Annotated in this window: 24 protein-coding genes, 3 tRNA genes, 4 pseudogenes and 1 riboswitch; of the genes and pseudogenes, 18 read left to right on the forward strand and 13 right to left on the reverse strand. The window is 42.5% G+C overall.

What is annotated here, in order from left to right; translation table 11 throughout:
- The 3 genes from FD735_RS02095 (at window position 1) to FD735_RS02105 (ending at window position 274) form a co-directional block, all read left to right on the forward strand.
- Window positions 1-71, forward strand: a tRNA-Gly gene (locus FD735_RS02095).
- Between the two features lie 35 nt (window positions 72-106).
- A tRNA-Ile gene (locus FD735_RS02100) sits at window positions 107-180 on the forward strand.
- 6 nt (window positions 181-186) lie between these two features.
- Window positions 187-274: transfer RNA gene (locus FD735_RS02105), tRNA-Ser, on the forward strand.
- Window positions 275-350: 76 nt separating this feature from the next.
- On the opposite strand, the gene birA is transcribed toward FD735_RS02105, so the two are convergent.
- Window positions 351-1,286: a bifunctional biotin--[acetyl-CoA-carboxylase] ligase/biotin operon repressor BirA gene (birA, locus tag FD735_RS02110; RefSeq protein ID WP_139658364.1), complete on the reverse strand. Its 936-nt coding sequence runs from the start codon at window positions 1,284-1,286 to the stop codon at window positions 351-353.
- Between the two features lie 270 nt (window positions 1,287-1,556).
- Between birA and FD735_RS02115 the strand changes: the two genes are divergently transcribed.
- From FD735_RS02115 to FD735_RS02155, 9 genes are all read left to right on the forward strand, one after another.
- Entirely contained in the window at window positions 1,557-2,750 is a 1,194-nt protein-coding gene (locus tag FD735_RS02115) for an O-antigen ligase (RefSeq protein WP_033630218.1), read from the forward strand.
- Window positions 2,751-2,893: 143 nt separating this feature from the next.
- Window positions 2,894-3,331 carry a MarR family winged helix-turn-helix transcriptional regulator gene (locus FD735_RS02120; RefSeq protein WP_042902612.1) on the forward strand — a complete coding sequence of 146 codons (438 nt, stop codon included), beginning with the start codon at window positions 2,894-2,896 and terminating at the stop codon, window positions 3,329-3,331.
- 3 nt (window positions 3,332-3,334) lie between these two features.
- Window positions 3,335-4,099: a nuclear transport factor 2 family protein gene (locus FD735_RS02125; RefSeq protein WP_139658365.1), complete on the forward strand. Its 765-nt coding sequence runs from the start codon at window positions 3,335-3,337 to the stop codon at window positions 4,097-4,099.
- 14 nt (window positions 4,100-4,113) lie between these two features.
- Window positions 4,114-4,842, forward strand: a complete 729-nt coding sequence (locus tag FD735_RS02130; RefSeq protein ID WP_139658366.1) for an ABC transporter ATP-binding protein — start codon at window positions 4,114-4,116, stop codon at window positions 4,840-4,842.
- Complete coding sequence (locus tag FD735_RS02135; protein WP_125399086.1) at window positions 4,835-6,355, forward strand: ABC transporter permease/substrate-binding protein; 1,521 nt, start codon at window positions 4,835-4,837, stop codon at window positions 6,353-6,355. The genes FD735_RS02130 and FD735_RS02135 overlap by 8 nt, the downstream gene beginning before the upstream one ends.
- Window positions 6,356-6,693: 338 nt before the next feature.
- Window positions 6,694-7,296: a hypothetical protein gene (locus FD735_RS02140; protein ID WP_042768773.1), complete on the forward strand. Its 603-nt coding sequence runs from the start codon at window positions 6,694-6,696 to the stop codon at window positions 7,294-7,296.
- Window positions 7,296-8,087 carry an energy-coupling factor transporter transmembrane component T gene (locus FD735_RS02145; RefSeq protein WP_176553048.1) on the forward strand — a complete coding sequence of 264 codons (792 nt, stop codon included), beginning with the start codon at window positions 7,296-7,298 and terminating at the stop codon, window positions 8,085-8,087. Before FD735_RS02140 ends, FD735_RS02145 begins: the two co-directional genes overlap by 1 nt.
- Window positions 8,063-8,899, forward strand: coding sequence for an ABC transporter ATP-binding protein (locus tag FD735_RS02150; RefSeq protein ID WP_000343048.1), 837 nt, complete (start codon window positions 8,063-8,065; stop codon window positions 8,897-8,899). The genes FD735_RS02145 and FD735_RS02150 overlap by 25 nt, the downstream gene beginning before the upstream one ends.
- Window positions 8,886-9,686 (forward strand): energy-coupling factor ABC transporter ATP-binding protein, encoded by an 801-nt coding sequence (locus tag FD735_RS02155; protein ID WP_125389181.1) that lies wholly within the window; start codon window positions 8,886-8,888, stop codon window positions 9,684-9,686. Before FD735_RS02150 ends, FD735_RS02155 begins: the two co-directional genes overlap by 14 nt.
- Before the next feature lie 224 nt (window positions 9,687-9,910).
- Here the strand turns inward: FD735_RS02155 and FD735_RS02160 are convergent, their stop codons facing one another.
- The 5 genes and pseudogenes from FD735_RS02160 to FD735_RS09805 form a co-directional block, all read right to left on the reverse strand.
- On the reverse strand, window positions 9,911-10,072 hold the full coding sequence (locus FD735_RS02160; protein ID WP_001062367.1) for a hypothetical protein: 162 nt from the start codon (window positions 10,070-10,072) through the stop codon (window positions 9,911-9,913).
- Window positions 10,060-10,286: pseudogene (locus FD735_RS09890) on the reverse strand (DNA-binding protein). The gene FD735_RS02160 and the pseudogene FD735_RS09890 overlap by 13 nt, the downstream one beginning before the upstream one ends.
- 12 nt (window positions 10,287-10,298) lie before the next feature.
- Window positions 10,299-10,556 carry a plasmid replication protein gene (locus FD735_RS02165; RefSeq protein WP_001287840.1) on the reverse strand — a complete coding sequence of 86 codons (258 nt, stop codon included), beginning with the start codon at window positions 10,554-10,556 and terminating at the stop codon, window positions 10,299-10,301.
- Window positions 10,549-10,925 (reverse strand): annotated as a pseudogene (locus FD735_RS02170) (DNA replication protein); the annotation flags it as partial. The gene FD735_RS02165 and the pseudogene FD735_RS02170, both read right to left, overlap by 8 nt.
- Window positions 10,911-11,234 (reverse strand): annotated as a pseudogene (locus tag FD735_RS09805) (IS6 family transposase); the annotation flags it as partial. The pseudogenes FD735_RS02170 and FD735_RS09805, both read right to left, overlap by 15 nt.
- Before the next feature lie 39 nt (window positions 11,235-11,273).
- On the opposite strand from FD735_RS09805, the pseudogene pnuC reads away from it, so the two are divergent.
- Window positions 11,274-11,780 (forward strand): annotated as a pseudogene (gene pnuC, locus FD735_RS02175) (nicotinamide riboside transporter PnuC); the annotation flags it as partial.
- A 35-nt stretch (window positions 11,781-11,815) separates the two neighbouring features.
- On the opposite strand, the gene FD735_RS02180 reads toward pnuC, so the two are convergent.
- A complete protein-coding gene (locus FD735_RS02180) occupies window positions 11,816-12,148 on the reverse strand; it encodes a hypothetical protein (RefSeq protein ID WP_049505593.1) in 333 nt (110 codons plus the stop codon).
- 26 nt (window positions 12,149-12,174) lie between these two features.
- Window positions 12,175-12,729 (reverse strand): TetR/AcrR family transcriptional regulator, encoded by a 555-nt coding sequence (locus tag FD735_RS02185; RefSeq protein ID WP_049505594.1) that lies wholly within the window; start codon window positions 12,727-12,729, stop codon window positions 12,175-12,177.
- Window positions 12,730-12,861: 132 nt separating this feature from the next.
- Here FD735_RS02185 and FD735_RS02190 point away from each other — a divergent pair, with 132 nt between their 5' ends.
- Complete coding sequence (locus tag FD735_RS02190) at window positions 12,862-13,752, forward strand: cation diffusion facilitator family transporter (protein WP_076984766.1); 891 nt, start codon at window positions 12,862-12,864, stop codon at window positions 13,750-13,752.
- Window positions 13,753-13,785: 33 nt separating this feature from the next.
- Here FD735_RS02190 and galR read toward each other — a convergent pair whose 3' ends face one another.
- The gene (galR, locus tag FD735_RS02195; RefSeq protein ID WP_076984765.1) at window positions 13,786-14,790 is read right to left on the reverse strand and encodes a DNA-binding transcriptional regulator GalR; all 1,005 of its coding nucleotides are present in this window, start codon (window positions 14,788-14,790) and stop codon (window positions 13,786-13,788) included.
- Window positions 14,791-14,954: 164 nt separating this feature from the next.
- Between galR and FD735_RS02200 the strand changes: the two genes are divergently transcribed.
- From FD735_RS02200 to FD735_RS02215, 4 genes are all read left to right on the forward strand, one after another.
- A complete protein-coding gene (locus tag FD735_RS02200; protein WP_049505597.1) occupies window positions 14,955-16,133 on the forward strand; it encodes a galactokinase in 1,179 nt (392 codons plus the stop codon).
- Window positions 16,134-16,144: 11 nt separating this feature from the next.
- The gene (locus tag FD735_RS02205; RefSeq protein ID WP_000340244.1) at window positions 16,145-16,804 is read left to right on the forward strand and encodes an HAD family phosphatase; all 660 of its coding nucleotides are present in this window, start codon (window positions 16,145-16,147) and stop codon (window positions 16,802-16,804) included.
- Window positions 16,801-18,288 carry a UDP-glucose--hexose-1-phosphate uridylyltransferase gene (locus tag FD735_RS02210; protein WP_049505598.1) on the forward strand — a complete coding sequence of 496 codons (1,488 nt, stop codon included), beginning with the start codon at window positions 16,801-16,803 and terminating at the stop codon, window positions 18,286-18,288. The genes FD735_RS02205 and FD735_RS02210 overlap by 4 nt, the downstream gene beginning before the upstream one ends.
- Before the next feature lie 69 nt (window positions 18,289-18,357).
- Window positions 18,358-18,762: a PaaI family thioesterase gene (locus tag FD735_RS02215; protein WP_139658368.1), complete on the forward strand. Its 405-nt coding sequence runs from the start codon at window positions 18,358-18,360 to the stop codon at window positions 18,760-18,762.
- Between the two features lie 32 nt (window positions 18,763-18,794).
- Here FD735_RS02215 and FD735_RS02220 read toward each other — a convergent pair whose 3' ends face one another.
- The 4 genes from FD735_RS02220 to FD735_RS02235 form a co-directional block, all read right to left on the reverse strand.
- Window positions 18,795-20,057, reverse strand: coding sequence for a nucleobase:cation symporter-2 family protein (locus tag FD735_RS02220; RefSeq protein ID WP_001171650.1), 1,263 nt, complete (start codon window positions 20,055-20,057; stop codon window positions 18,795-18,797).
- Window positions 20,057-20,638: a xanthine phosphoribosyltransferase gene (locus tag FD735_RS02225; RefSeq protein WP_139658369.1), complete on the reverse strand. Its 582-nt coding sequence runs from the start codon at window positions 20,636-20,638 to the stop codon at window positions 20,057-20,059. The genes FD735_RS02220 and FD735_RS02225 overlap by 1 nt, the downstream gene beginning before the upstream one ends.
- A gap of 382 nt (window positions 20,639-21,020) precedes the next feature.
- Window positions 21,021-21,116: riboswitch (purine riboswitch) on the reverse strand.
- A 134-nt stretch (window positions 21,117-21,250) separates the two neighbouring features.
- Complete coding sequence (locus FD735_RS02230) at window positions 21,251-21,637, reverse strand: VOC family protein (RefSeq protein ID WP_000386238.1); 387 nt, start codon at window positions 21,635-21,637, stop codon at window positions 21,251-21,253.
- A gap of 11 nt (window positions 21,638-21,648) precedes the next feature.
- The gene (locus FD735_RS02235; protein WP_139658370.1) at window positions 21,649-22,476 is read right to left on the reverse strand and encodes an exodeoxyribonuclease III; all 828 of its coding nucleotides are present in this window, start codon (window positions 22,474-22,476) and stop codon (window positions 21,649-21,651) included.
- Between the last annotated feature and the right edge of the window lie 6 nt (window positions 22,477-22,482).

Here is a 22,482-nt window from a genome sequence, read left to right on the forward strand (position 1 = left end):
GCGGGTGTAGTTTAGTGGTAAAACTACAGCCTTCCAAGCTGTTGTCGCGAGTTCGATTCTCGTCACCCGCTTTGAACTTTGTTCAATTACCAAGTTTTTTAAACTTGGGCGCGTAGCTCAGGTGGTTAGAGCGCACGCCTGATAAGCGTGAGGTCGGTGGTTCGAGTCCACTCGTGCCCATTAATAGGAGAATTACTCAAGAGGCTGAAGAGGACGGTTTGCTAAATCGTTAGGTCGGGTAACCGGCGCGGGGGTTCGAATCCCCCATTCTCCGTACGTTAAGAGAGCTGTTGGGCTCTTTTTTTGTAAGCAAATCCCCCTTCTAAATCGTTAAAAGGGGGATTTGTTTATTACCAATTTGTTAGTGATATTTCTCCGCTATTTAGCCAGATAGTATGTTTATCTTCAAGTTCGACTTGAAGTTGGCCGGATTCTGAGATTTCTTTTGCAAGACCTTTTTGCAATTTTCCATCTAGCTGGAAGGTAACTTCTTTTCCAAGAACTATTGATCTTTCTTTATAGATATAAAGTAGCTCATCTGAAACCGTATTGTAGAAACAATTCCATATTTCGCTGATGAGCTTATTGCGACTAATTGGTGCAGGTGGCATAAATAGGCTGCCTGCTTTTTCTTTTAGGTCATCTGGGAAGTCTGCTATAGAAAAATTTATACCAAGTCCGATAATGACGTTTGTAACCGAGCCTGTCTCAACTGATGTCATCGCTTCAGTGAGGATACCTGCTATTTTTTTATTTTTAAAGTAGATGTCATTTACCCATTTGATATCTACTTCTATCATAGTTAGATTTTTAATGGCTTTGCAGACTGCAGCTGCCACAAGAAGAGTATAGGATGGGAGTTTTTCATAGGGAAGGTTTGGTTGAATATGCAGAGACATATAGATGCCCCCCTGAGATGGAGAATAGTAGGGGCGCTGAAAGCGGCCACGACCTGCCGTCTGACAGGTTGAAAGATAGAGTGTATTTCCTTGGTTTCCAACCTCAATCCCTTCTTTTGCATCTGTTTGTGTTGATTTTGTCTCAGGTTTGTAGCGAATGGTTAAGTTGGTGTTCTCTTGAATCAAATCAGGCAATATCAGATCGCCTTGAATAAGCTTGTAGCCTCTATTTTTGATACTGTCAATTTCTAGGCCTTCTTGTTGAAGACGTTGGATCGCTTTCCATATAGATGTACGGCTTAAATTCAGTTCTTCTCCGATTTTTTCTCCGCTAACATAATCGTTTTCTCTAGCTAATATTTGGTAGACTAGTTGGTGTGATTTCATTGATTTTCCTTTATACAGATTTGTTCTATAGTGATTTTTATAGCTTTCTTTTATTCTACCACAGCTTTCTTTAATTTAGGGAAATGAATAGTTGTAGGGGAGCAATAATTGCTTTGTAAAATTTCTCTCCTTAAAAATTTTTCTAAATATTCACTGATTTTTTCTTTTTGGTAGCGTGTTCACTGTTCCCAAATGACGGAAAAAATGGTAGAATATAAAGATAGTTTAGCATTTATCTTCTGGAGAAATCCAGAACAGAAAGGATCCGTTTTGAAATCAATTGGATTACTGGATAAGATAAGAGGGCTTTCGAAAAAAGATTTCTTTTTGTATTTGATGATCATAAGTATCTTTTTACCTTTTTATTTGTTCTTAGCCCTCTTTGCTTTATATTTGATAGGTTTACTTGTTACTGGGGAGATGAAGGGAATTATCAAAGGATTGGCCAAACATCCTGTGCTTCTCTTTTTTATTGCCTACAGTAGTATTATCTCTATCGTCGCAAAGAACTGGCTTGGATTGGTTGCATCTTTACTGATGTTTCTCTTCCTCATTTTCTTTAGTTTTTACCAGAAACGTCTGACACATGCTTTCTTTCGACTGATACTGCAGACAATCTTGTTTGGTAGTGTGCTCTCTGCGGCTTTCGCTACCTTGGAGCATTTCCAAATTGTAAAGAAATTTAACTACGCCTTTCTTTCACCTAATATGCAAGTATGGCACCAAAACCGTGCAGAGGTCACCTTCTTTAATCCTAACTACTATGGGATCATTTGTTGCTTCTGTATCATGATTGCCTTTTACCTCTTTACAACGACGAAGTTAAGATGGTTGAAAGTCTTTTGTGTGCTAGCAGGTTTTGTGAATCTATTTGGTTTGAATTTTACGCAAAATAGAACAGCCTTTCCTGCCATCATTGCTGGTGCCATCATTTATCTCTTTACAACCATTAAAAACTGGCGCGCCTTCTGGCTCAGTATTGGAGTTTTCGGGATTGGCCTTTGTTTCCTCTTCTCAAGCGATTTGGGTGTCCGTATGGGAACGCTAGATTCTTCAATGGAGGAGCGTGTTTCAATCTGGAATGCGGGTATGACTTTGTTCAAGCAAAATCCGATTTGGGGTGAGGGTCCACTGACCTATATGAATTCTTTCCCGAGAATCCATGCACCTTACCACGAACACGCGCATAGTCTTTACATCGATACTATTTTGAGTTATGGTTTGATTGGAACCATTCTCCTATCCATTTCATCGGTAATCCCGGTTCACATGATGATGGATATGAGTCAGGAGTCTGGTAAACGACCAATTATCGGTCTTTATCTCTCCTTCCTTACAGTAGTCGCTGTACATGGAATTTTTGACTTGGCTCTCTTCTGGGTACAGTCAGGATTCATCTTCTTGCTGGTTATGTGCAGTTTACCACTGGAACATCGAACCTTGGTGTCCGAAATGACAGATTAAGTTAATAAATAGTGAAGATCTTCTACTCTAGATAGGAGGTCTTTTTTGTTGGTGAAAACTATTTCTAAATCGAAATAGTTGACAGATGGAATGGCGGGTGTTACAATAAAAACAATTCGATATAGAAATAAATTGGAGAGATCATGAAAGATAGTCATTTAGTTGCCCATCATATTCGTTTGTTAAATGGGCGGATTTTTCAAAAGTTACTGAGTCAGGATCCTGAGGCTCTTTATCGGAGTGAACAGGGCAAGATTTTAGCGGTTTTATGGAATAGTGAGACAGGTTGCGCTACAGCCACAGATATTGCGCTTGCGACTGGTCTAGCCAACAATACGCTCACAACCATGATAAAGAAACTTGAGGAGCAAAACCTGGTCATCATTAGCCCATGTGGAATAGATAAGAGAAAGAAGTATGTCAAGCTAACGGAGCAAGGTTTGTCCCAGAAAGAAATTGGCCAGCGTGTCAGTCAAAAATTGGATGCAATTTTTTATAAAGGATTCACTGAGGAAGAAATTCGTCAATTTGAAAGTTATCAAGAACGCATCTTAGAAAATTTAAAAGAAAATGAGGCATAAATCATGTCAAAACAAGTTGAAAATGCTCACAACCTATACATTCATGCTATTCAAGATGGACGAGTTGCTGAGGCTCAGGCCCAGTCTGTAGGAGATACCTACATTCAACACTCGACAGGAGTGCCAGATGGGAAAGAAGGGTTTGCGGTTTTCTTTGCAAATTTCTTTGAGCGCCATCCCGAGCGTGAGATGAAGATTGTCCGTACTATTGAGGATGGCAATCTTGTCTTTGTTCATGTTCATCAATATCTCAATGGCGGGGAAGCTCAATGGGTGACGACAGATACTTTCCGTGCGGATGAGAATGGTCGTATCGTAGAACATTGGGATGTTATTGACTACTATCGAACACCTGAAAACGGCCAATTAGATCAGATTTTTGGTGATTTTGAAATCACAGATTTGGATAAGACAGCAGAAAATAAAAAGTTAGTTCGCCGTTTCTTGACAGAAATTTTCCAAAATGGGGAACTGGAGCAGTGGAGTGACTTTGTGGCAGAAGATTTGATTCAGCATAATCATGAGATTGGCCAAGGAAGTCAGGCATATAAAAACTATGTGGCTGAACATGGTGTCACTTTCGACTTTGTTTTCCAACTCTTAGGACAAGGAAACTACGTAGTTAGCTATGGTCAGACTCAGATTGATGGCGTTGCCTATGCTCAGTACGATATTTTCCGTTTGGAGAATGGCTTGATTGTGGAGCATTGGGATAATAAGGAAGTTATGCCTAAGGTAGAAGACTTGACTAATCGAGGAAAGTTTTAAATAGAGGACAAAGAATGATTGAATATAAAAATGTAGCGCTACGCTATACAGAAAAAGATGTTTTGAGAGATGTCAATTTACGGATTGAGAATGGGGAATTTATGGTTTTAGTTGGACCTTCTGGGTCCGGTAAGACGACCATGATTAAGATCATTAATCGTCTCTTGGAACCAACTGATGGAAATATTTATATGGATGGCAAGCGCATCAAAGACTATGACGAGCGGGAACTTCGTCTTTCTACTGGTTATGTTTTACAGGCCATTGCTCTGTTTCCCAATCTAACAGTGGCAGAAAATATTGCTCTCATTCCTGAGATGAAGGGGTGGAGTAAGGAAGAAATAGCGACGAAAACAGAAGAGCTTTTGGCTAAGGTTGGTTTACCGGTAGCTGACTATGGGCACCGTTTACCTAATGAATTATCTGGTGGAGAACAGCAACGGGTTGGTATTGTTCGTGCCATGATTGGTCAGCCTAAGATTCTCCTCATGGATGAGCCTTTTTCAGCCTTGGATGCTATTTCGAGAAAACAGCTACAGGTTCTGACGAAAGAATTGCATAAAGAATTTGGGATGACAACGATTTTTGTGACCCATGATACGGATGAAGCTTTGAAATTAGGTGACCGTATTGCTGTTTTGCAGGATGGAGAGATTCGTCAGGTGGCGAATCCTGAGACGATTTTAAAGGCCCCTGCAACGGACTTTGTAGCAGACTTGTTTGGAGGTAGTGTTCATGACTAATTTGATATCAACTTTTCAGGATCGTTTTGGTGACTGGGTAACAGCTCTATCTCAACATTTGCAGTTGTCGCTTTTGACCTTATTACTAGCTGTTTTTATTGCGATTCCCTTGGCTGTTTATCTTCGCTATCATGAGAAGTTGGCGGACTGGGTCTTGCAGATTGCAGGAATTTTCCAGACCATCCCGTCTCTGGCCTTGTTAGGACTCTTTATTCCCTTGATGGGAATTGGGACCTTGCCTGCTTTGACTGCTCTGGTGATTTATGCGATTTTCCCAATTTTGCAAAATACCATCACTGGGCTAAAGGGAATTGATCCAAGTCTACAAGAGGCTGGGATTGCCTTTGGGATGACCAGGTGGGAGCGTCTCAAGAAGTTTGAAATTCCACTTGCCATGCCTGTCATAATGTCTGGTATTCGGACGGCAGCGGTCTTGATTATCGGTACGGCAACCTTGGCAGCCTTGATTGGGGCAGGGGGGCTGGGTTCCTTTATCCTTTTGGGAATTGACCGCAATAATACCAGTCTGATTTTGATTGGGGCACTTTCTTCTGCAGTGCTGGCCATTGCCTTTAACTTCCTACTAAAAGTGATGGAAAAAGCAAAATTGAGAACGATTTTCTCTGGTTTTGCCTTGGTGACCATATTGCTGGGTCTGTCTTATAGTCCAGCCCTCTTAGCTCAAAAAGAGAAAGAAAACTTGGTAATTGCTGGGAAATTGGGGCCTGAACCAGAAATCTTGGCCAATATGTATAAGTTGCTGATTGAAGAAAATACCAGTATGACTGCGACTGTGAAGCCGAATTTTGGGAAAACAAGCTTCCTCTATGAAGCTCTGAAAAAAGGGGATATTGATATCTATCCTGAATTTACCGGTACGGTGACTGAAAGTTTGCTTCAGCCATCACCTAAAGTGGGTCATGAGCCAGATCAGGTTTATCAAGTGGCGCGTGATGGCATTGCCAAACAGGATCATCTAGCCTATCTCAAACCCATGTCTTATCAAAATACTTACGCTGTAGCTGTTCCGAAAAAGATTGCTCAAGAATATGGCTTGAAGACCATTTCGGACTTGAAAAAAGTGGAAGGGCAGCTGAAGGCAGGTTTTACACTCGAATTTAATGACCGTGAAGATGGCAATAAGGGCTTGCAATCAATGTATGGTCTCAATCTCAATGTAGCGACCATGGAGCCAGCCCTTCGCTATCAGGCAATTCAGTCAGGCGATATTCAAATCACGGATGCCTACTCGACAGATGCAGAGTTGGCACGTTATGATTTACAGGTCTTGGAAGATGACAAGCAACTCTTCCCACCTTATCAAGGAGCGCCACTCATGAAAGAAGCTCTTCTCAAGAAACATCCTGAGTTGGAGACAGTTCTCAATAAACTAGCTGGTAAAATTACTGAAAGCCAGATGAGCCAGCTCAACTATCAAGTCGGTGTTGAAGGCAAGTCAGCAGAACAAGTAGCCAAGGAGTTTTTACAAGAACAAGGTTTGTTGAAGAAATAGTTTGAAAATGCTAAACTCAACTTGCTTAAACGACCATATAGAAAAATGCTCAGACAATCTTGTCTGGGCTTTTTTGGTGTCAGAATTAATGATTATCATTTTTAAATGGAAAATAAGAGGAAATTTTTAGGATTTTCTAAAATTTTACTGTAAATACACTTGACTATTCACAAAATAGGTGTATAATGTGTTGTGAACTACTTAACAAATAAAGATTTCCAGCTCATGTCGACTGAGGATGGAAATCTTGTGTATAGACAGTTCAGTAGATATATAATAGAGCGTTGCGTCCGAAAGTCTATCCAGACACGGCTCTTTAAAAACAAAAGGAGAAGATTATGAAAACAGAACCGATTCATCGTACCAGTATGTGGAAATTTAAGTTAAGTGCTGCCACCATGACTTTGATTCCCGCTGCCGTGGGGATTAACTATGTTGCCAAAGCCTTGGCGGAGGGGTTAAAGTTGCCCGTTTGGCTGGGGTCTTTGGGAACCTTTCTTACCAGCATGTTGGCTGGGCCGGTTGCCGGTGCCATTAGTGGTTTCATCAACAACGTGATCTATGGGCTGACCTTATCGCCAATTTCAACCGTGTATGCGATTACCAGCATCGGAATTGGGATTGCTGTCGGAGTTTTGCACGCCAATGGGTGGTTCTCGTCAGCGCGACGAGTATTTGTTTCTGCTATTATTATTGCCATCGTTTCAGCTGTCATTTCAACGCCACTCAACGTCATCTTTTGGGGTGGTCAGACCGGTATCGCTTGGGGTGACTCATTGTTTGCGGTAATGGTCGCCAATCATGTACCAGTGTGGCTGGCCTCATTTACCGATGAGTTTGTCTTGGATATTTTGGATAAAGTCTGCGTGGCCTACCTGGCATTCTTCATCTATCGTCAGCTGCCGAAGCGGATGGTGCACTTCTTTAGCGATGATAAATGATGACTGATAAAACATTGATTTCTGGAGCGTCACGGGTCAAGCTCAAGTGGTACCAGGTGATCGATCCGATTACTAAGCTCTTGTTCATCTTGGACATGACGTTGTTGAGCTTTGCCAGTATGAATTTATTGCTTCAGGCCGGATTAATTCTTGTCGCAACACTGCTATTGTTATTTTCCAAATTGAGTTCTACCACCTTTAAGGCGCTGGGATTCAGCCTGTTTCTGATTTGCACCATGCTGATCATCCAAGGGTTATTTTACAGTCGGAATCAAACTGTGCTGTTTTCTGTGCTTGGGGTGTCGTTCTACAAAGAAGGCCTGATTTACGCCACCACTCTGGGTTGTCGAGTATTGGTGATTATTTTGACCAGTGGCTTTTTTATAGTGACCACGAGTATTTCAGAAAACGCGGCCTATTTGGAACTGTCCGGATTGTCTTATAAAACCGTCTACGTTCTGATGTCGGTGTGTTATATTTTGCCGGAAATGATGCGCAATATGCGGAAAATCCAGCAGGCACAAAAAGTTCGCGGAACCAATCCGCAAAAAACGTTGATTCAGAAATTAAAGTCAGTCCTGCCGGTTCTAATTCCATTGGTGATTAAGACCTTGGATCAATCGATGACGCGGTCGATTTCTCTCCAACTGAGAGGTTTTGATAATCTCAACCGGACTGTCAGAACCTCCCAGCGCGTGTATCGCCTGTCGCGGACGCTGCACATTGGTCTGACTGGATTGGCAATTTTATTGATTGGGTGGAAGATATGGACGAAGATAAACGGATTGTAATTGAAAATTTGACCACCCGTTATCCGGGTACTGAGCAACCACAACTGCGTCAGATTAACGCGGAGGTTCATACCGGCCAGGTGGTTGGGATTATCGGGAATAGCCACTCCGGCAAATCGACTTTGTGCCGTGTGCTGGCAGGGGTCATTCCCAAAATTGTGTCTGCTGAGATTGAGGGCGATTGGCACATGTTTGGCCAGCGAGTGTCTGACAATTGGCCCGTTTATAATGCCATGAATGGAGTTGTACTGCAAAATCCAGCTGGCCAACTAAGCGGGTTGGCAGACACGGTTGCCGATGAAATCGCCTTTGACTTGATTAATCAGGGAATGGCTGAAGGACTGATTCAAAAACGGGTCGAAGAAGTTGCCACGCAAATGGGGCTGATTGAACAGCTGAATTTGCGTCCCGAGAGCCTTTCCGGTGGTCAGATCCAGCGGTTGGCAATTGCCACGGCGATTGTGGCTAATCCGGCTGTTTTGATTATGGATGATCCGACCAGTGAGATGGATCCCCTTGGCCGTCGGCAATTTTTCCAATGGCTGGCCCAAGTCAAAGAGACGACTGTCTTCATTGTCACCAGTGAAATTGACGATTTGTGCGAAGTCGCCGACGTTGTGTGGGTGCTGCACGAGGGTCAAATGGTAGCCCAGGGCAGGCCGGGTGAGGTGTTTAATCATTTGGCAGCTGACTGGCAGATTCCAGCCCCGACAATCCAGCAACTTGCTCAAAAAATGGATTGGCACTTGGCTGATGGCCGGTATCCGGTGAATTACGCTGATCTGAAGGAGGTTCGTTATGTCCACAATTGAACTGAGCCACCTGACGTTCACTTATCCGGAACGGTCCTTTAGCTTGGATGTTGAAGACAAACACTTCGCCGATCCGATGGTGGCGATTGTCGGCCAAAATGGTGCCGGCAAATCAACGCTCTTCAAATTGTTGACGGGTTTGCTGACACCACAAACCGGTGTGATTAAGATCGATGGAGAAAATTTTAATGATCTTAAACCAGTCGAAAAGTTACTGAAGGTTGGGATTACTTTTCAGAATCCTGACGATCAGCTTTTCAACCCGACCGTTCAACGAGAGGTGGAGTGGAATGTCGCGCAGGTCATAGATGACCACGACACGATTACGAGGCGGGCTTTAGCGGCTCTAAAAAGAGTTGGCTTGGATGATAAAACAGCTGAAAGTCCATATGACCTGTCATTGTCGGAACGCAAGCTGTTAAGCGTTGCCACAGTTTTGGCAGTGGATCCGGCGATTTATTTATTTGATGAGCCGATGATGTCGCTTGATTGGGAAAGCCGGCGCAAGTTGACCGCAATTTTCCATCAGTTGGCTGATTCGGGCCACCAAGTTGTGACCATCACCCATGACATGGATTGGGTCGCCGCGGAGTTTGAGTCGGTGTATGTTATGGAACGCGGGAAGTTTGGCTTCGCCGGCAGTCCACGGGAATTGTTCAGCAATCACGAACTTGTCCAGCGAGTGGGATTACTACCACCGCGGATTATGGACATAGCGGAGTCGCTGGGTGATTCACAGACATATTTATCGGTTAATGATTATTGCCAGAAAAATCGAGATGTATAGAAAAAGTCACCTCTGCGGGTTTTCCAGGTTGAAGGATTAACTTCAGCTTCTGGCAAGAACTCACATGGGTGACTTTTGTGTTTAATAACGTTTCATGATCATCGGGTGCTTCCTCAGATCACTCGGTTTGATTTTACTTTGTTTCATGGTCATAATCATATACCATTTCTTTTGGATTTTTTGTTTGACTAATACAAAATAGGTCTTCATAGGTCTTCGCATTTTTAGCGCCCATTAGGATCATCAGTATAATTTTCTGAATTAGGAGACTGTCCCATCACTATTCGAACTTCGTCTCCCAACTTACGCTGTTCCCATTCATCCGTGAATCCTTTAAATCGCAATTCTGGAACTTTCTTTTTAACTGAATCATCTATTTTCGCCATAGTCCCCACCATTTTATTGGTTTTTCTTGTTCTTCTATCCTTTTTTGATCTTTGATTTGTTCCTGTAAATTTTCCAACTTCTCTTTAAGAGCGTTCACTTCATCTTTATATTGATTGTCTAAGTGTTTGAATTCTGTTTCCTGTGAGGGCATTTTGAGGGCTTTTAAGTTATCATTTCCGCCTTGTATGCTTCTAGCAACTTTTTATCTTGCAAGGCTAATCGTTGTTACTGGTCTAACAAATTAGTTAGTTTTTCTATTTGTTGGTCTTTGCTACTTATTTGTTGGTCTTTGGTATTTGATTTGCTACTACTTTCTACTTTACCTAAAATTATTTTTTCTGCTTTAGAATTTATTAGATTAGACCCATTGGAACTTTTAAGCTGTAATTCTTTTGGTAACCTTTGGTAGTGATATTGAATATTTTGTTTTGTAACACTCAACTCATCCGCCAGCTCTTTGATCGTTTTTAAGTCTTCACTCATGGTTTAAGTCCTGCCTTTTAACCGTTGGTAGATATTGTTCAATGGCTTTTTTGAGGTAGCGTGCGATATTATGTTTAGAATATTCTTCACGTCTGCTGGCAACATAAGACAAGTGGTCTTTAAGACTATTTAGCCCTCTTAATTCTTTCAGTTCGTCATAGAGGGGGTAAACATGGACTTGCAATCCTGCCATGATTTTTGTATCTTGCATTTCAAACGGACTTAGCAACATATTTTCTAGCAATAGCGTGGTGTACTTGCTTCAATAGCTAGCTTATCTTCGGTTTCTGCTTTGCGTGCTTTATCTTCTTGATAGGCGGTATCTTCTAACTTATAGCTGTTATCGTCTGCTCGACGTTTCTTTCGTAACCAGATATCCAATGTTAAACCGTCCGCATCAATCGCTCGATAGAGATAATGCCAACGCCCCTTAATTTTGATATAGGTTTCATCCATTTTCCACGAATAGAAGGACTGTTTATTTTTCTTTTTCCAGAGATGATAGAGGATTTTACTGTATTCTTGAACCCACCGATAAATCGTAGTGTGACAAACATTTATTCCACGGTCATAAAGCAATTCCTGAACTTCACGATAGCTCAGATTGTAACGTAGGTAATAACCAACAGCGACAATGATGACGTCTTGTTGGAATTGTTTGCTTTTAAAATGATTCATCTCTCAAGCCTTACTAACCTTTTTTCTGCTCTTTGAGAAGCTGAAGGTCGTGCTAGTAACTACCTATTTAATTTGATTAATTCCATCATTTATCTGGTGCTTGCCCTTCAAAAAGGCTTCTATGGTGAGGTTTTAACAACTCTCTATTTTACAATTATGCAGCCAATTGGTCTCTTGGTTTGGATTTATCAAGCCCAGTTTAAGAAAGAACAACAAGAGTTTATCGCACGTAAACTAGACGGCAAGGGTTGGACAAAGTATCTTTCTATTAGTGTTCTTTGGTGGTTGGCCTTTGGGTTTATTTATCAGTCTATCGGAGCTAATCGTCCTTATCGTGATTCTATCACTGATGCGACCAATGGGGTTGGGCAAATCCTCATGACAGCTGTTTACCGTGAGCAATGGATATTCTGGGCAGCTACCAATGTCTTTTTTATCTATCTCTGGTGGGGAGAAAGCCTGCAAATCCAAGGGAAATACCTGATTTACTTGATCAATAGTCTAGTTGGGTGGTATCAGTGGAGCAAGGCCGCAAAGAGTGTTTAAAAAGTAAAAAAGGATCAGATGATCCTTTTTTTGTGTTAGAGCAAAATGAGTAACACTGTAATAACGATAGCGCTCGTTATACGAATGATGTGGTGCGATATATGTTGACTTTCTGTCTGTTGGCCGTTCCAGTAGGCTCCATAGCAGACAATACTCGCACCCACAATCCATAGAAGAATGGTTGCAACTGGAACGAAGTAAAAGATGGCTAGAGCCAGAGAAGTGAGGCAACTGCCGACCAAGATGCACTTATTTCCTAGACTGTAGTTCTTTTGTTTCATAGCTGAAAAAGCAGCAGCAAGGTGAAGCAATGAGAAGGCGAGAGCTAGTACAATTGTTAGTATTCCTAGAATCATCGAAGTTAACATAGTTGGTTCCTTTCTGATTTACAGGCTTAGTTATCAAGTGGAGTTGTAGAGTTTATCTCAATTACATCAAGGTAAAATCTCACCACTTGGTCTTCGGTATAGGATTTTCCTTTTTTTAGCCACCAAGTTAGGGTCTCAATAAAGTTCGTCACAACAAAATGCTGGAGGTAGGAGTCCGGAATGTTTGGATAGGCCTCTTGCAAGTCATCCGCCACCATGGGATAAACGTGGTGTTCGAGTTCCTTGTGTAGTTGGCGGAGGAAGTAGTCGTTTTTGGAAAAAAGGAGACTGGTGACATGGTCCTGGTTTTTCTGAAAATGTAAAAAGATATGTGCGAGGTAGTCCTCGGTAGTCAAGTGTTCTTCCCTTTCAAAGAGATGGTGAAAGAGGTAGCGACAGAGCTCATCTAAAAGGAGTTCCTTACTTTCGTAATGACAGTAAAAAGTAGAACGTCCAATATCTGCTAGGTCAATGATATCCTGAACAGTAGTGGCATCATAGCCTTTGTCGTTCAAAAGTTGTAAAAAAGCTTGATAGATGGCTTTTTTCGTCTTACTGACTCGACGGTCTCTTTTTTGCATATAGACACTTGAGACAAACTGTTCAGAACTGAACAGGACTGACAGTTTGCTTCTATCCTTTCTTTGGATTTTATTAGATAATACAAATGAAAGAAGTATGTATATACCCATTATACCAAAGGAGGGAGAGAAATGAGTTCTAAAACATCTATCTGGTTAGCTTTTTTCTTAAATTTAAGCTATGCGATTGTTGAGTTTATCGCAGGAGGAATCTTTGGTTCGAGTGCAGTTCTTGCTGATTCTGTTCATGACCTGGGGGATGCTATAGCCATTGGTATATCAGCCCTTCTAGAAACAATTTCAAACCGTGAAGAAGATAGACAGTACACCTTGGGTTACAAACGTTTTAGCCTTTTAGGGGCCATGCTAACGGCTGTGATTCTTATGATAGGGTCTGTCCTAGTGATCTTGGAAAATATCACAAAGATCGTTCACCCGCAACCCGTTAATGAAAATGGTATCCTCTGGCTGGGAATCATTGCAGTGGCTATTAATGTGCTAGCTAGTCTAGTAGTCCGTAAAGGAAAGACAAAGAACGAGTCAATTCTTAGCCTGCATTTTTTGGAAGACACTCTTGGTTGGTTGGCTGTCATCCTAATGGCGATTATCCTCCGATTTACAGATTGGTATATCCTTGATCCGCTTTTATCGCTGGTTATTTCTATCTTTATTCTGTCGAAAGCCATTCCTCGCTTTTGGAGCGCACTGAAAATTTTCCTAGATTCTGTGCCAGAAGGGGTCGAGACATATGATTTGGAGAAGGATTTAGAGGCTCTACCCAATGTCAAAAGTGTCAATCAACTTAGCATTTGGTCCATGGACGGTTTAGAGAACAATGCTATTGTCCACATCTGTATCGAGGACTGGGAGCAGATGATGGAGACCAAAGAAGTGGTGCGTCAATTTTTAGAAGAAAGAGGCGTGCTGAATATCACTATTGAAGTGGATAGCAGTAAAAGCAATCATGCACAACATAAGCGGAGGGTGAGAAAGTTAGAGCAGAAGCATGGGCATCATCATTAGAAAAACGATCTCGCTAGAGGTCGTTTTGTTATCCTATTCATTCCTCGTACTTTCTCTCAAAGTCAGTCTGGTTCCCAGCATAGTCAAGCTGGGGATTTTGCGACCGTGTAGAACTTCCTTATTAAGAATATCCATGCCTGCTCGGCCCATTTCTTCGGTATAGACAGTGATACTGGAGAGGGGAGGATAGACCTGCTTGGTCAGGCTAGTGTCGTTAAAAGAAATGAGACTGACACGGTCTGGTAGGCTGATTCCAGCTTCTTGAAGGGCACGAAGGGCACCGATGGCTAAACTATCGCTGGCTGCGAAAAAGGCTGGTGGGAGTTGTTCTCCTAGCTTGTGAATGGCCTCTTTCATCAAGTCATAGCCAGACTGGGCAGTAAAGCTTCCCTGAAAGACCAGTTCTTCATGGTAGATTCCCTTTGCTTGGGTAATGTCTTTGAAATTTTCTAGTCGCTTATCCTGGATTATTTCTTCCTGGTCGGTTGTTTCCTCAAGGCCTGTGAGAATTCCGATACGGTTCATCCCTTGGCTGAGGAAATGGTCTACAACTTGTTTCACAGCAGTGTAAAAGTCAGTAATAATACAGGTATGACCTAGTGAGAGGGTATCGCTGTCTATAAAGACTAAAGGTTTTTGGTATTCTTCAAAGGCAGCAATCTGAGCTCGGCTGAACTTTCCGATGCAGAGAATGCCAATCACTTCCTCGCTCAGTGTAAAAGGATGGTCATTAAAATAGCGCAAGATGTCATAGTCCAACTCTTGGGCTCTTTTTTCAATACCTAGACGAATCTGATAATAGTAGAGGTCGTCCAACTCCCCTTGTTCGCTGACCCATTGGATAATGGCAATCTTTTGCTTGGGCTTGTGGGATTCGCCTGTCTTGAGATGCTTGGTGTAGCCCAGCTCTTCAGCGACAGTTAAAATACGGTGTCTGGTTTCTTCTGTAACAGATAGACTCTGGTCGCGATTGAGGACACGAGATACGGTCGCGATAGAGACAGAGGCTAGCTGTGCGATATCTTTTAAGGTAGCCATAAATCCTCCTCCTTTTAGGTTAGTATATCATATTTTTCTGCTTTTTACTGATAGTTTAGTAAAAGTTTAGTAAAAAGGATTGACCTTGGTAAATTCCTTGGATACAATAGAAGAAAACGATTACACGTTAAGGTGACTTAACGGACAGTCAAAGGAGAATTTATATGACACAAGATCTTACTGCTCAAGCCCTTCGCAAAGACTTTCTTGCCGTTTTTGGTCAAGAAGCAGACCAAACCTTCTTTTCACCTGGCCGCATCAATTTAATTGGTGAACACACGGACTACAATGGCGGTCACGTTTTTCCTGCTGCGATTTCCTTGGGAACTTATGGGGCGGCTCGAAAACGTGACGACCAAGTTTTGCGTTTCTACTCAGCCAACTTTGAGGACAAGGGTATCATCGAAGTGCCTCTTGCTGACCTCAAATTTGAAAAAGAGCACAGCTGGACCAACTATCCAAAAGGGGTTCTTCATTTCTTGCAAGAAGCTGGACACGTGATTGACAAAGGGTTTGATTTTTATGTTTATGGGAATATCCCAAATGGAGCTGGCTTGTCATCATCAGCATCTTTGGAACTCTTGACTGGTGTTGTGGCAGAGCATCTCTTTGATTTAAAACTAGATCGTTTGGATTTGGTTAAAATCGGAAAACAAACAGAAAACAACTTTATCGGAGTAAACTCTGGTATCATGGACCAGTTTGCCATCGGTATGGGTGCTGACCAACGTGCCATTTACCTAGATACCAATACGTTAGAATACGACTTGGTGCCGCTTGATTTGAAGGACAATGTCGTTGTTATCATGAACACCAACAAACGTCGTGAATTGGCAGATTCTAAATACAATGAACGCCGTGCTGAGTGTGAAAAAGCTGTGGAAGAATTGCAAGTTGCCTTGGATATTCAGACCTTGGGTGAATTGGATGAGTGGGCCTTTGACCAATACAGCTATCTGATTAAAGATGAAAATCGCTTAAAACGTGCTCGCCATGCTGTGCTTGAAAACCAACGTACTCTTAAAGCTCAAGCAGCACTTCAAGCAGGTGATTTGGAAACATTTGGTCGCTTGATGAATGCGTCACACGTTTCTCTAGAACATGACTATGAAGTGACTGGCTTGGAATTGGATACCCTTGTTCACACAGCTTGGGCCCAAGAAGGTGTTCTTGGTGCTCGTATGACAGGGGCAGGATTTGGCGGATGTGCCATTGCCTTGGTTCAAAAAGACGCTGTTGAGGCCTTTAAGGAAGCTGTAGGCAAGCACTACGAGGAAGTCGTTGGATATGCTCCAAGCTTCTATATCGCTGAAGTTGCAGGTGGCACTCGCGTTTTAGACTAGGAGAGAAGTAAATGGACGCTGTAATATTTGATTTAGATGGCTTATTAGCTGATACTGAGATCATTTCTCTAAAAGTTTATCAAGAATTGCTTAAAGATTTTGGAATTCCTTTCACAGAAGAAACATATTCTAGAGAATACAGTGGACATAGGGAAGAGGAGAATGTTCAACGATTTTTAGATACCTATGATTTACCTTGGAACTTTGACCAAACCTTGGAAAAAGTTTATGAACTGGAAGCTCGAATATTAGCCAAAGGTGTAAATTTAAAAAAAGGTGCTAAAAATTTGCTTGCTTTTTTGCAAAGAGAAGGTATTCCAATCGCTTTAGCAACTTCAAGTGTTGAATCTAGAGCTAGAATGATTTTGGATAGCAATGGTATACTGTCCTTATTTGACCATCTAGTTTTTGCAAAAGATGTAAAGAGAAGCAAACCTTACCCTGATATATTTTTAAAGGCCTGTAGTGATTTGAATGTTTTACCAGAGAATTGCTTAGTATTAGAGGATAGTGAAGCAGGGATTGAAGCAGCGTATAGAGCTGGGATACCAGTTATTTGTATTCCAGACTTGAAAATGCCAGCACAGTCTTTCTTAAATAAAACAGAACAAGTTTTTCAGGATTTAGATGCTGTCAGAGACTATTTAGAAAGTAAGAAGGAGAATCAATGAGTCAAGGAGTTCTAGATGCATTTATCACGGAAGTTATTGCTGAAAGTGCTTTTGAGGAAATGGATCGAATCTACCTAACCAATCGTGTCTTGGCACGAGTGGGAGATGGTGTTTTGGAGGTTGAGACTGATCTGGATAAATTGATTGACCTCAAGGACCAGTTGGTTGAGGAGGCGGTTCGATTAGAGACGATTGAGGATAGTCAGACTGCGCGTGAAATCCTCGGTGCTGAATTGATGGACTTGGTGACACCTTGTCCAAGTCAGGTCAATCGTGACTTTTGGAAAACCTATGCCCAATCTCCCGAGCAGGCAATTGCGGACTTCTACCAACTTAGCCAGAAAAATGACTACATCAAGCTCAAGGCCATTGCTAAGAATATTGCTTATCGTGTACCATCTGACTACGGAGAACTTGAGATTACCATCAATCTGTCTAAACCTGAAAAGGATCCAAAAGAGATTGCGGCAGCTAAGTTGGTTCAAGCTAGCAATTACCCACAGTGTCAACTCTGTCTAGAGAACGAAGGCTACCATGGTCGGGTTAACCACCCAGCTCGCAGCAATCACCGCATTATCCGTTTCGAAATGGCGGGCCAGGAGTGGGGCTTCCAGTATTCGCCCTATGCTTATTTTAATGAGCACTGTATTTTCTTAGATGGTCAGCATCGTCCCATGGCTATTAGTCGTCAGAGTTTTGAGCGTCTGCTGGCTATCGTAGAGCAGTTTCCGGGCTATTTTGCGGGCTCTAATGCCGACCTGCCAATCGTGGGAGGCTCTATTCTGACTCATGATCACTATCAGGGAGGCCGACATGTTTTCCCTATGGAATTAGCTCCTTTACAAAAGACTTTCTGTTTTGCTGGTTTTGAGCAGGTCAAGGCTGGGATTGTCAAGTGGCCTATGTCAGTGCTACGTTTGACCTCGGATTCAAAAGAGTATTTGATCAACTTGGCTGACAAGATTTTGCAAGAATGGCGCCAGTATTCAGATCCTGCAGTGCAGATTTTAGCAGGGACAGACGGGACACCGCATCACACCATTACACCCATTGCCCGTAAACGAGATGGTCAGTTTGAATTGGACTTGGTCTTGCGGGATAATCAGACATCGCCAGAGCATCCTGATGGTATCTATCATCCCCACAAGGATGTTCAACATATCAAGAAGGAAAATATCGGCTTGATTGAGGTCATGGGCTTGGCTATCTTACCACCTCGTCTGAAAGCGGAAGTGGAGCAGGTTGCTAGCTACCTCGTGGGAGATGATGATATAGTTGCCGACTATCATCAGGAATGGGCAGACCAGCTCAAAGCCCAACATCCGGATCTAGCAGATAAAGAAAAAGCCCTTGAAATCGTCAAGGACTCTGTGGGCACTATTTTTGCGCGTGTTTTGGAGGACGCAGGGGTTTACAAGCAGACTGAGCAGGGACAGGTAGCCTTTATGCGCTTTGTAGAACAGGTCGGAATTTTGCCAGACTAGGAGCTTTCTCCTTGCGCAGTCCTATAAAAAGTAGTATCATAGTGTCGTTTGAACTATCAGGAGGAAACGATGAAAGATTTTCATTTTGACGCTATATCTGCCTTTGAAAATTACGAAATAGAAAAAATGAGAGATGGTCAGGTTGTAGTGACGACCAAAGTGGTGGACTCGTCACTCAACTACTATGGCAATGCCCATGGTGGCTATCTCTTCACCCTTTGTGACCAGATTAGTGGTTTGGTGGTTATCTCGCTAGGGCTTGATGGAGTGACGCTCCAGTCCTCTATCAACTACCTTAAGGCAGGAAAACTCGACGATGTGCTGACCATTAAAGGAGAATGTGTCCATCAAGGTCGCACAACCTGTGTCGTGGATGTCGATATCACCAATCAAGAAGGCAGAAATGTCTGCAAGGCAACCTTTACCATGTTTGTGACAGGCCAGCGGTCAGAAGACAGACAGGTGAGGATATAAATAAACAAAAAAGAGGCTCACACCTCTTTTTCTTATTTCTTTTTCCGGTTTAATACTGCATTGAGGACAATGGCCAGTAGGCTGGCTACGACGATTCCGTTTGAGAAGAACATTTGGAAGGCTGTCGGCATGCTGACAAAGAGATTACTATTGTTGAGTCCGACACCTGCAGCGATGGAGACAGCTGCAATAAGGAAGTTGTGTTCATTGTTAGCAAAATCAACGCGAGCGAGGATTTGCATCCCTTGAAGGGAAACAAAACCAAACATCACCAGCATGGCCCCTCCAAGAACAGGGCTCGGAATGATTTGGGCGAGGGCGCCAAACTTAGGAAGGAGTCCAAGGAGGACTAGGAAACCAGCTGCGTAGTAGATTGGTAGACGGGTTTTGATACCTGATAATTTAACCAAACCAACGTTTTGTGAAAATCCTGTGTAAGGGAAGGTGTTAAAAATTCCTCCGAGAAGTACGGCCAGACCTTCTGCACGATAACCGTTGCGCAGGCGCGTGCTGTCGATTGGGTCATTGGTGATATCAGACAAGGCTAGGTAAACACCAGTGGACTCAACCATAGAAACCGTTGCGATGATACACATCATGACAATAGATGAGATTTCAAAGGTTGGCATTCCAAAGTAGAGTGGAGTTGGGACATGAACAAGCGGTGCTGCAGCCACAGGAGAGAAGTCAACCAAGCCCATAGTGGCAGCAATGGCAGTTCCGACAACCAGTCCAATCAAAATGGAGATAGACTTGATAAATCCTTTGGTAAAGATGTTGATCAAGAGGATAATCAGAACAGTGATAGCAGCAAGCAAGAGACTTTGACCAGTTGGTTCTGGGACGTTATTTCCCATATTTCCAATAGCGACAGGAATCAGGGTCAATCCAATCGTGGTAATGACAGAGCCTGTTACGATAGAAGGGAAAAGATTAGCTACTTTTGAAAAAATTCCTGAAATCAGAACTACATAAATCCCTGAAACGATAAGGGCACCAAACATAGCACCGCTACCGTGACTTTGCCCAATCATAATCAAGGGAGCGACGGATTGGAAGGCAACTCCGAGAACGACTGGTAGTCCAATCCCAAAGTATTTGTTGAGTTGGAGTTGGAGGAAGGTGGCCACCCCACACATGAAGATATCTGTGGAGATCAGGTAGGTCAACTGCTCAGCTGAATAGCCAAGAGCTGTCGCAATCATGATAGGAACCAGGATAGAACCTGAGTACATGGCTAGTAAGTGTTGCAAGCCAAGAACGGCTGCTTGTGAATGTTTTTCTTGTTTTTGCATTAGAAATCTGCCTCCTTAAATACGACCTGACCATTTTCGAAACGATCCAAGCGAGCCAGTGATAGGACTGGATACCCTGCTTTTTCAAGCAAATCACGACCATCTTGGAAAGATTTTTCAATCACGATACCTATCGCTTCAACTTTTGCTCCGGCTTGTTCGATGATTTGGATCAAGCCTTTGGCAGCTTGTCCATTAGCAAGGAAATCGTCAATAATCACGACCTTGTCCTCTGGTGAGAGGAATTTTCCAGCGATGGAAACGGTGCTGGTCACCTGCTTGGTAAAGGAGTAGACTTCTGCAGTTAAGATGCCTTCGTTCATGGTGATGTTTTTAGCTTTCTTGGCGAAAATCATGGGAACGTCTAAGGCTTCAGCTGTAAAAACAGCTGGGGCAATGCCTGAAGCTTCAATGGTTACAACCTTGGTAATGCCAGCAGATGCGAATTTTTCCGCAAAAACTTTACCAATCTCCCGCATCAAACGATAGTCAACCTGGTGGGTTAAAAAGGAATCTACCTTGAGGATGTTGTCCCCCAAGATATGCCCATCCTCGAGGATGCGCTCTTCTAATAATTTCATAAGACCTCCTAAAGTCTAAAAGATACTTCATTTGCTTGTTTAAATGTTTCTATAGTGATTTAGTTTACTAATAATGTATATGTATAATACTAGTGCCAGCGAAGCGAGTTTTACTAGATATTTCCCGCTGTAGTGGTATCATAGACAATAATCTTGTTATTGTCTATGACGGGATTTTTGAGACTTTGGGCTCAAAAATTAGGGATGAAATTCCCTGGATTCCTGAAATTACTCACAGGGTAATTTCACCTCCCGTCCGCACTAAATAAGGGAAATATTAAAAATATTATATTTAACCTTGAAGGCTAGCCTTAGCAAAATACTAAAAAAGGACCTACTTAACAGATAAGCAAGCCCTCAAAATAGGTATGTCTAAAAACATACCCTCAACAGACTTACTCATTGTTAGGTGTTCCGGCACCTTGTAGAAACGTCGTGCCAATTCACGACATAAACAAGTAAAATGGTACTATTATCAAACGCAATAGCGTTAATGTCATTATTTTACACTAAATAACTTTATAAATCAAATGTTTTGTTAGTGTTTTAATGAAAAAAACGAACAAAAAAAGAAACCTACAACGAGATACAGTATTGTAGGGTTCTATTATTCTATTCGCTAAATCTTAAAAAATAGCCATCTGGATCCAAGACTGCAAATTCGTGAGGATAGATGTAGTGATCCCCAACACGAAATGTTCTCTTAGTCAAAGGACGATAAATAGGATAGTTGGCCTCCAGCAGTTTTTGGTGGAGCTGAGGGACATCTTCAATACCAAAGGAAATATTGACACCGCGCCCGAAAGGATAGGTTAGTTGGGCTAATTCTTCTGTGCTGCCTTCTTCTAGCATAAGTTGGCAGTCTTCAAGCGAGAGGAAGAGAAATTTCTCCTCTGGACGCTCGTATTCGACAGAAAATCCCAGCAAATCGCAGTAGAAGTGGCGTGACTTTTCGAGGTCAGATACTACAAATTCAGGAATGACAGCTTGATAGTCCATTAGCTTTCTCCTTAGAGTTCAATTTCCAATACAATCGGCGTATGGTCTTGACGCGCACCCGAGTCAATCATGTCAGACTTGGTCACCTTGTCAGCCACGCGGTTGCTAGTGAGCCAGTAGTCGATTCTCCATCCTGTATTGTTGATTTTAGAAGTCTTGCTGCGTTGCGCCCACCAAGTATAACGCTCTGGGACATCGCCATGAATGTGGCGGAAGGTGTCAGTAAATCCAGTTGCTAAGAGGCTGGTAAAGCCAGCACGTTCTTCGTCGGTAAATCCAGGTGAACGGCGGTTGCTGGCAGGGTTTGCAAGGTCGATTTCCTTGTGGGCTACGTTGTAGTCACCGGTTGCAAGGACTGGTTTTTCTTTGTCTAGTTGAGCCAAATACTCAGCGTATTTGACGTCCCAGACTTGACGCTCTTCCAAGCGTTTGAGACCATCGCCAGCGTTTGGAGTGTAAACTTGGGTCACGAAAAATGTATCAAATTCCAAGGTGATGATGCGGCCTTCCAAGTCCATGGTAGAAGGAGCACCGATTTCTGGGAAGCTGATCGTTGGTGTGAGTTCTTTCTTATAAAGGAACATGGTTCCAGCATATCCTTTACGAGCAGGTTCTTGGGAAGAACGCCAAGTGTTTTCATAACCTGGGAAGAGTTCTTCTAAAATTTCCAAGTGTTTTTTTGTAGGCCCTTTTGCAGAAAGCTTGGTTTCCTGAATAGCGATAATATCAGCATTTTCGGCTACCAAGGTTTGTAGGACTTCTTGGGACAATTTTGCACGAGCTGAGTCGCTCGTTAGGGCTGCATTGAGGGAATCGATATTCCATGAGATGAGTTTCATAATGTT

Source organism: Streptococcus sp. 1643, assembly GCF_006228325.1.
In the GTDB taxonomy this organism is placed as follows: Bacteria; Bacillota; Bacilli; order Lactobacillales; family Streptococcaceae; genus Streptococcus.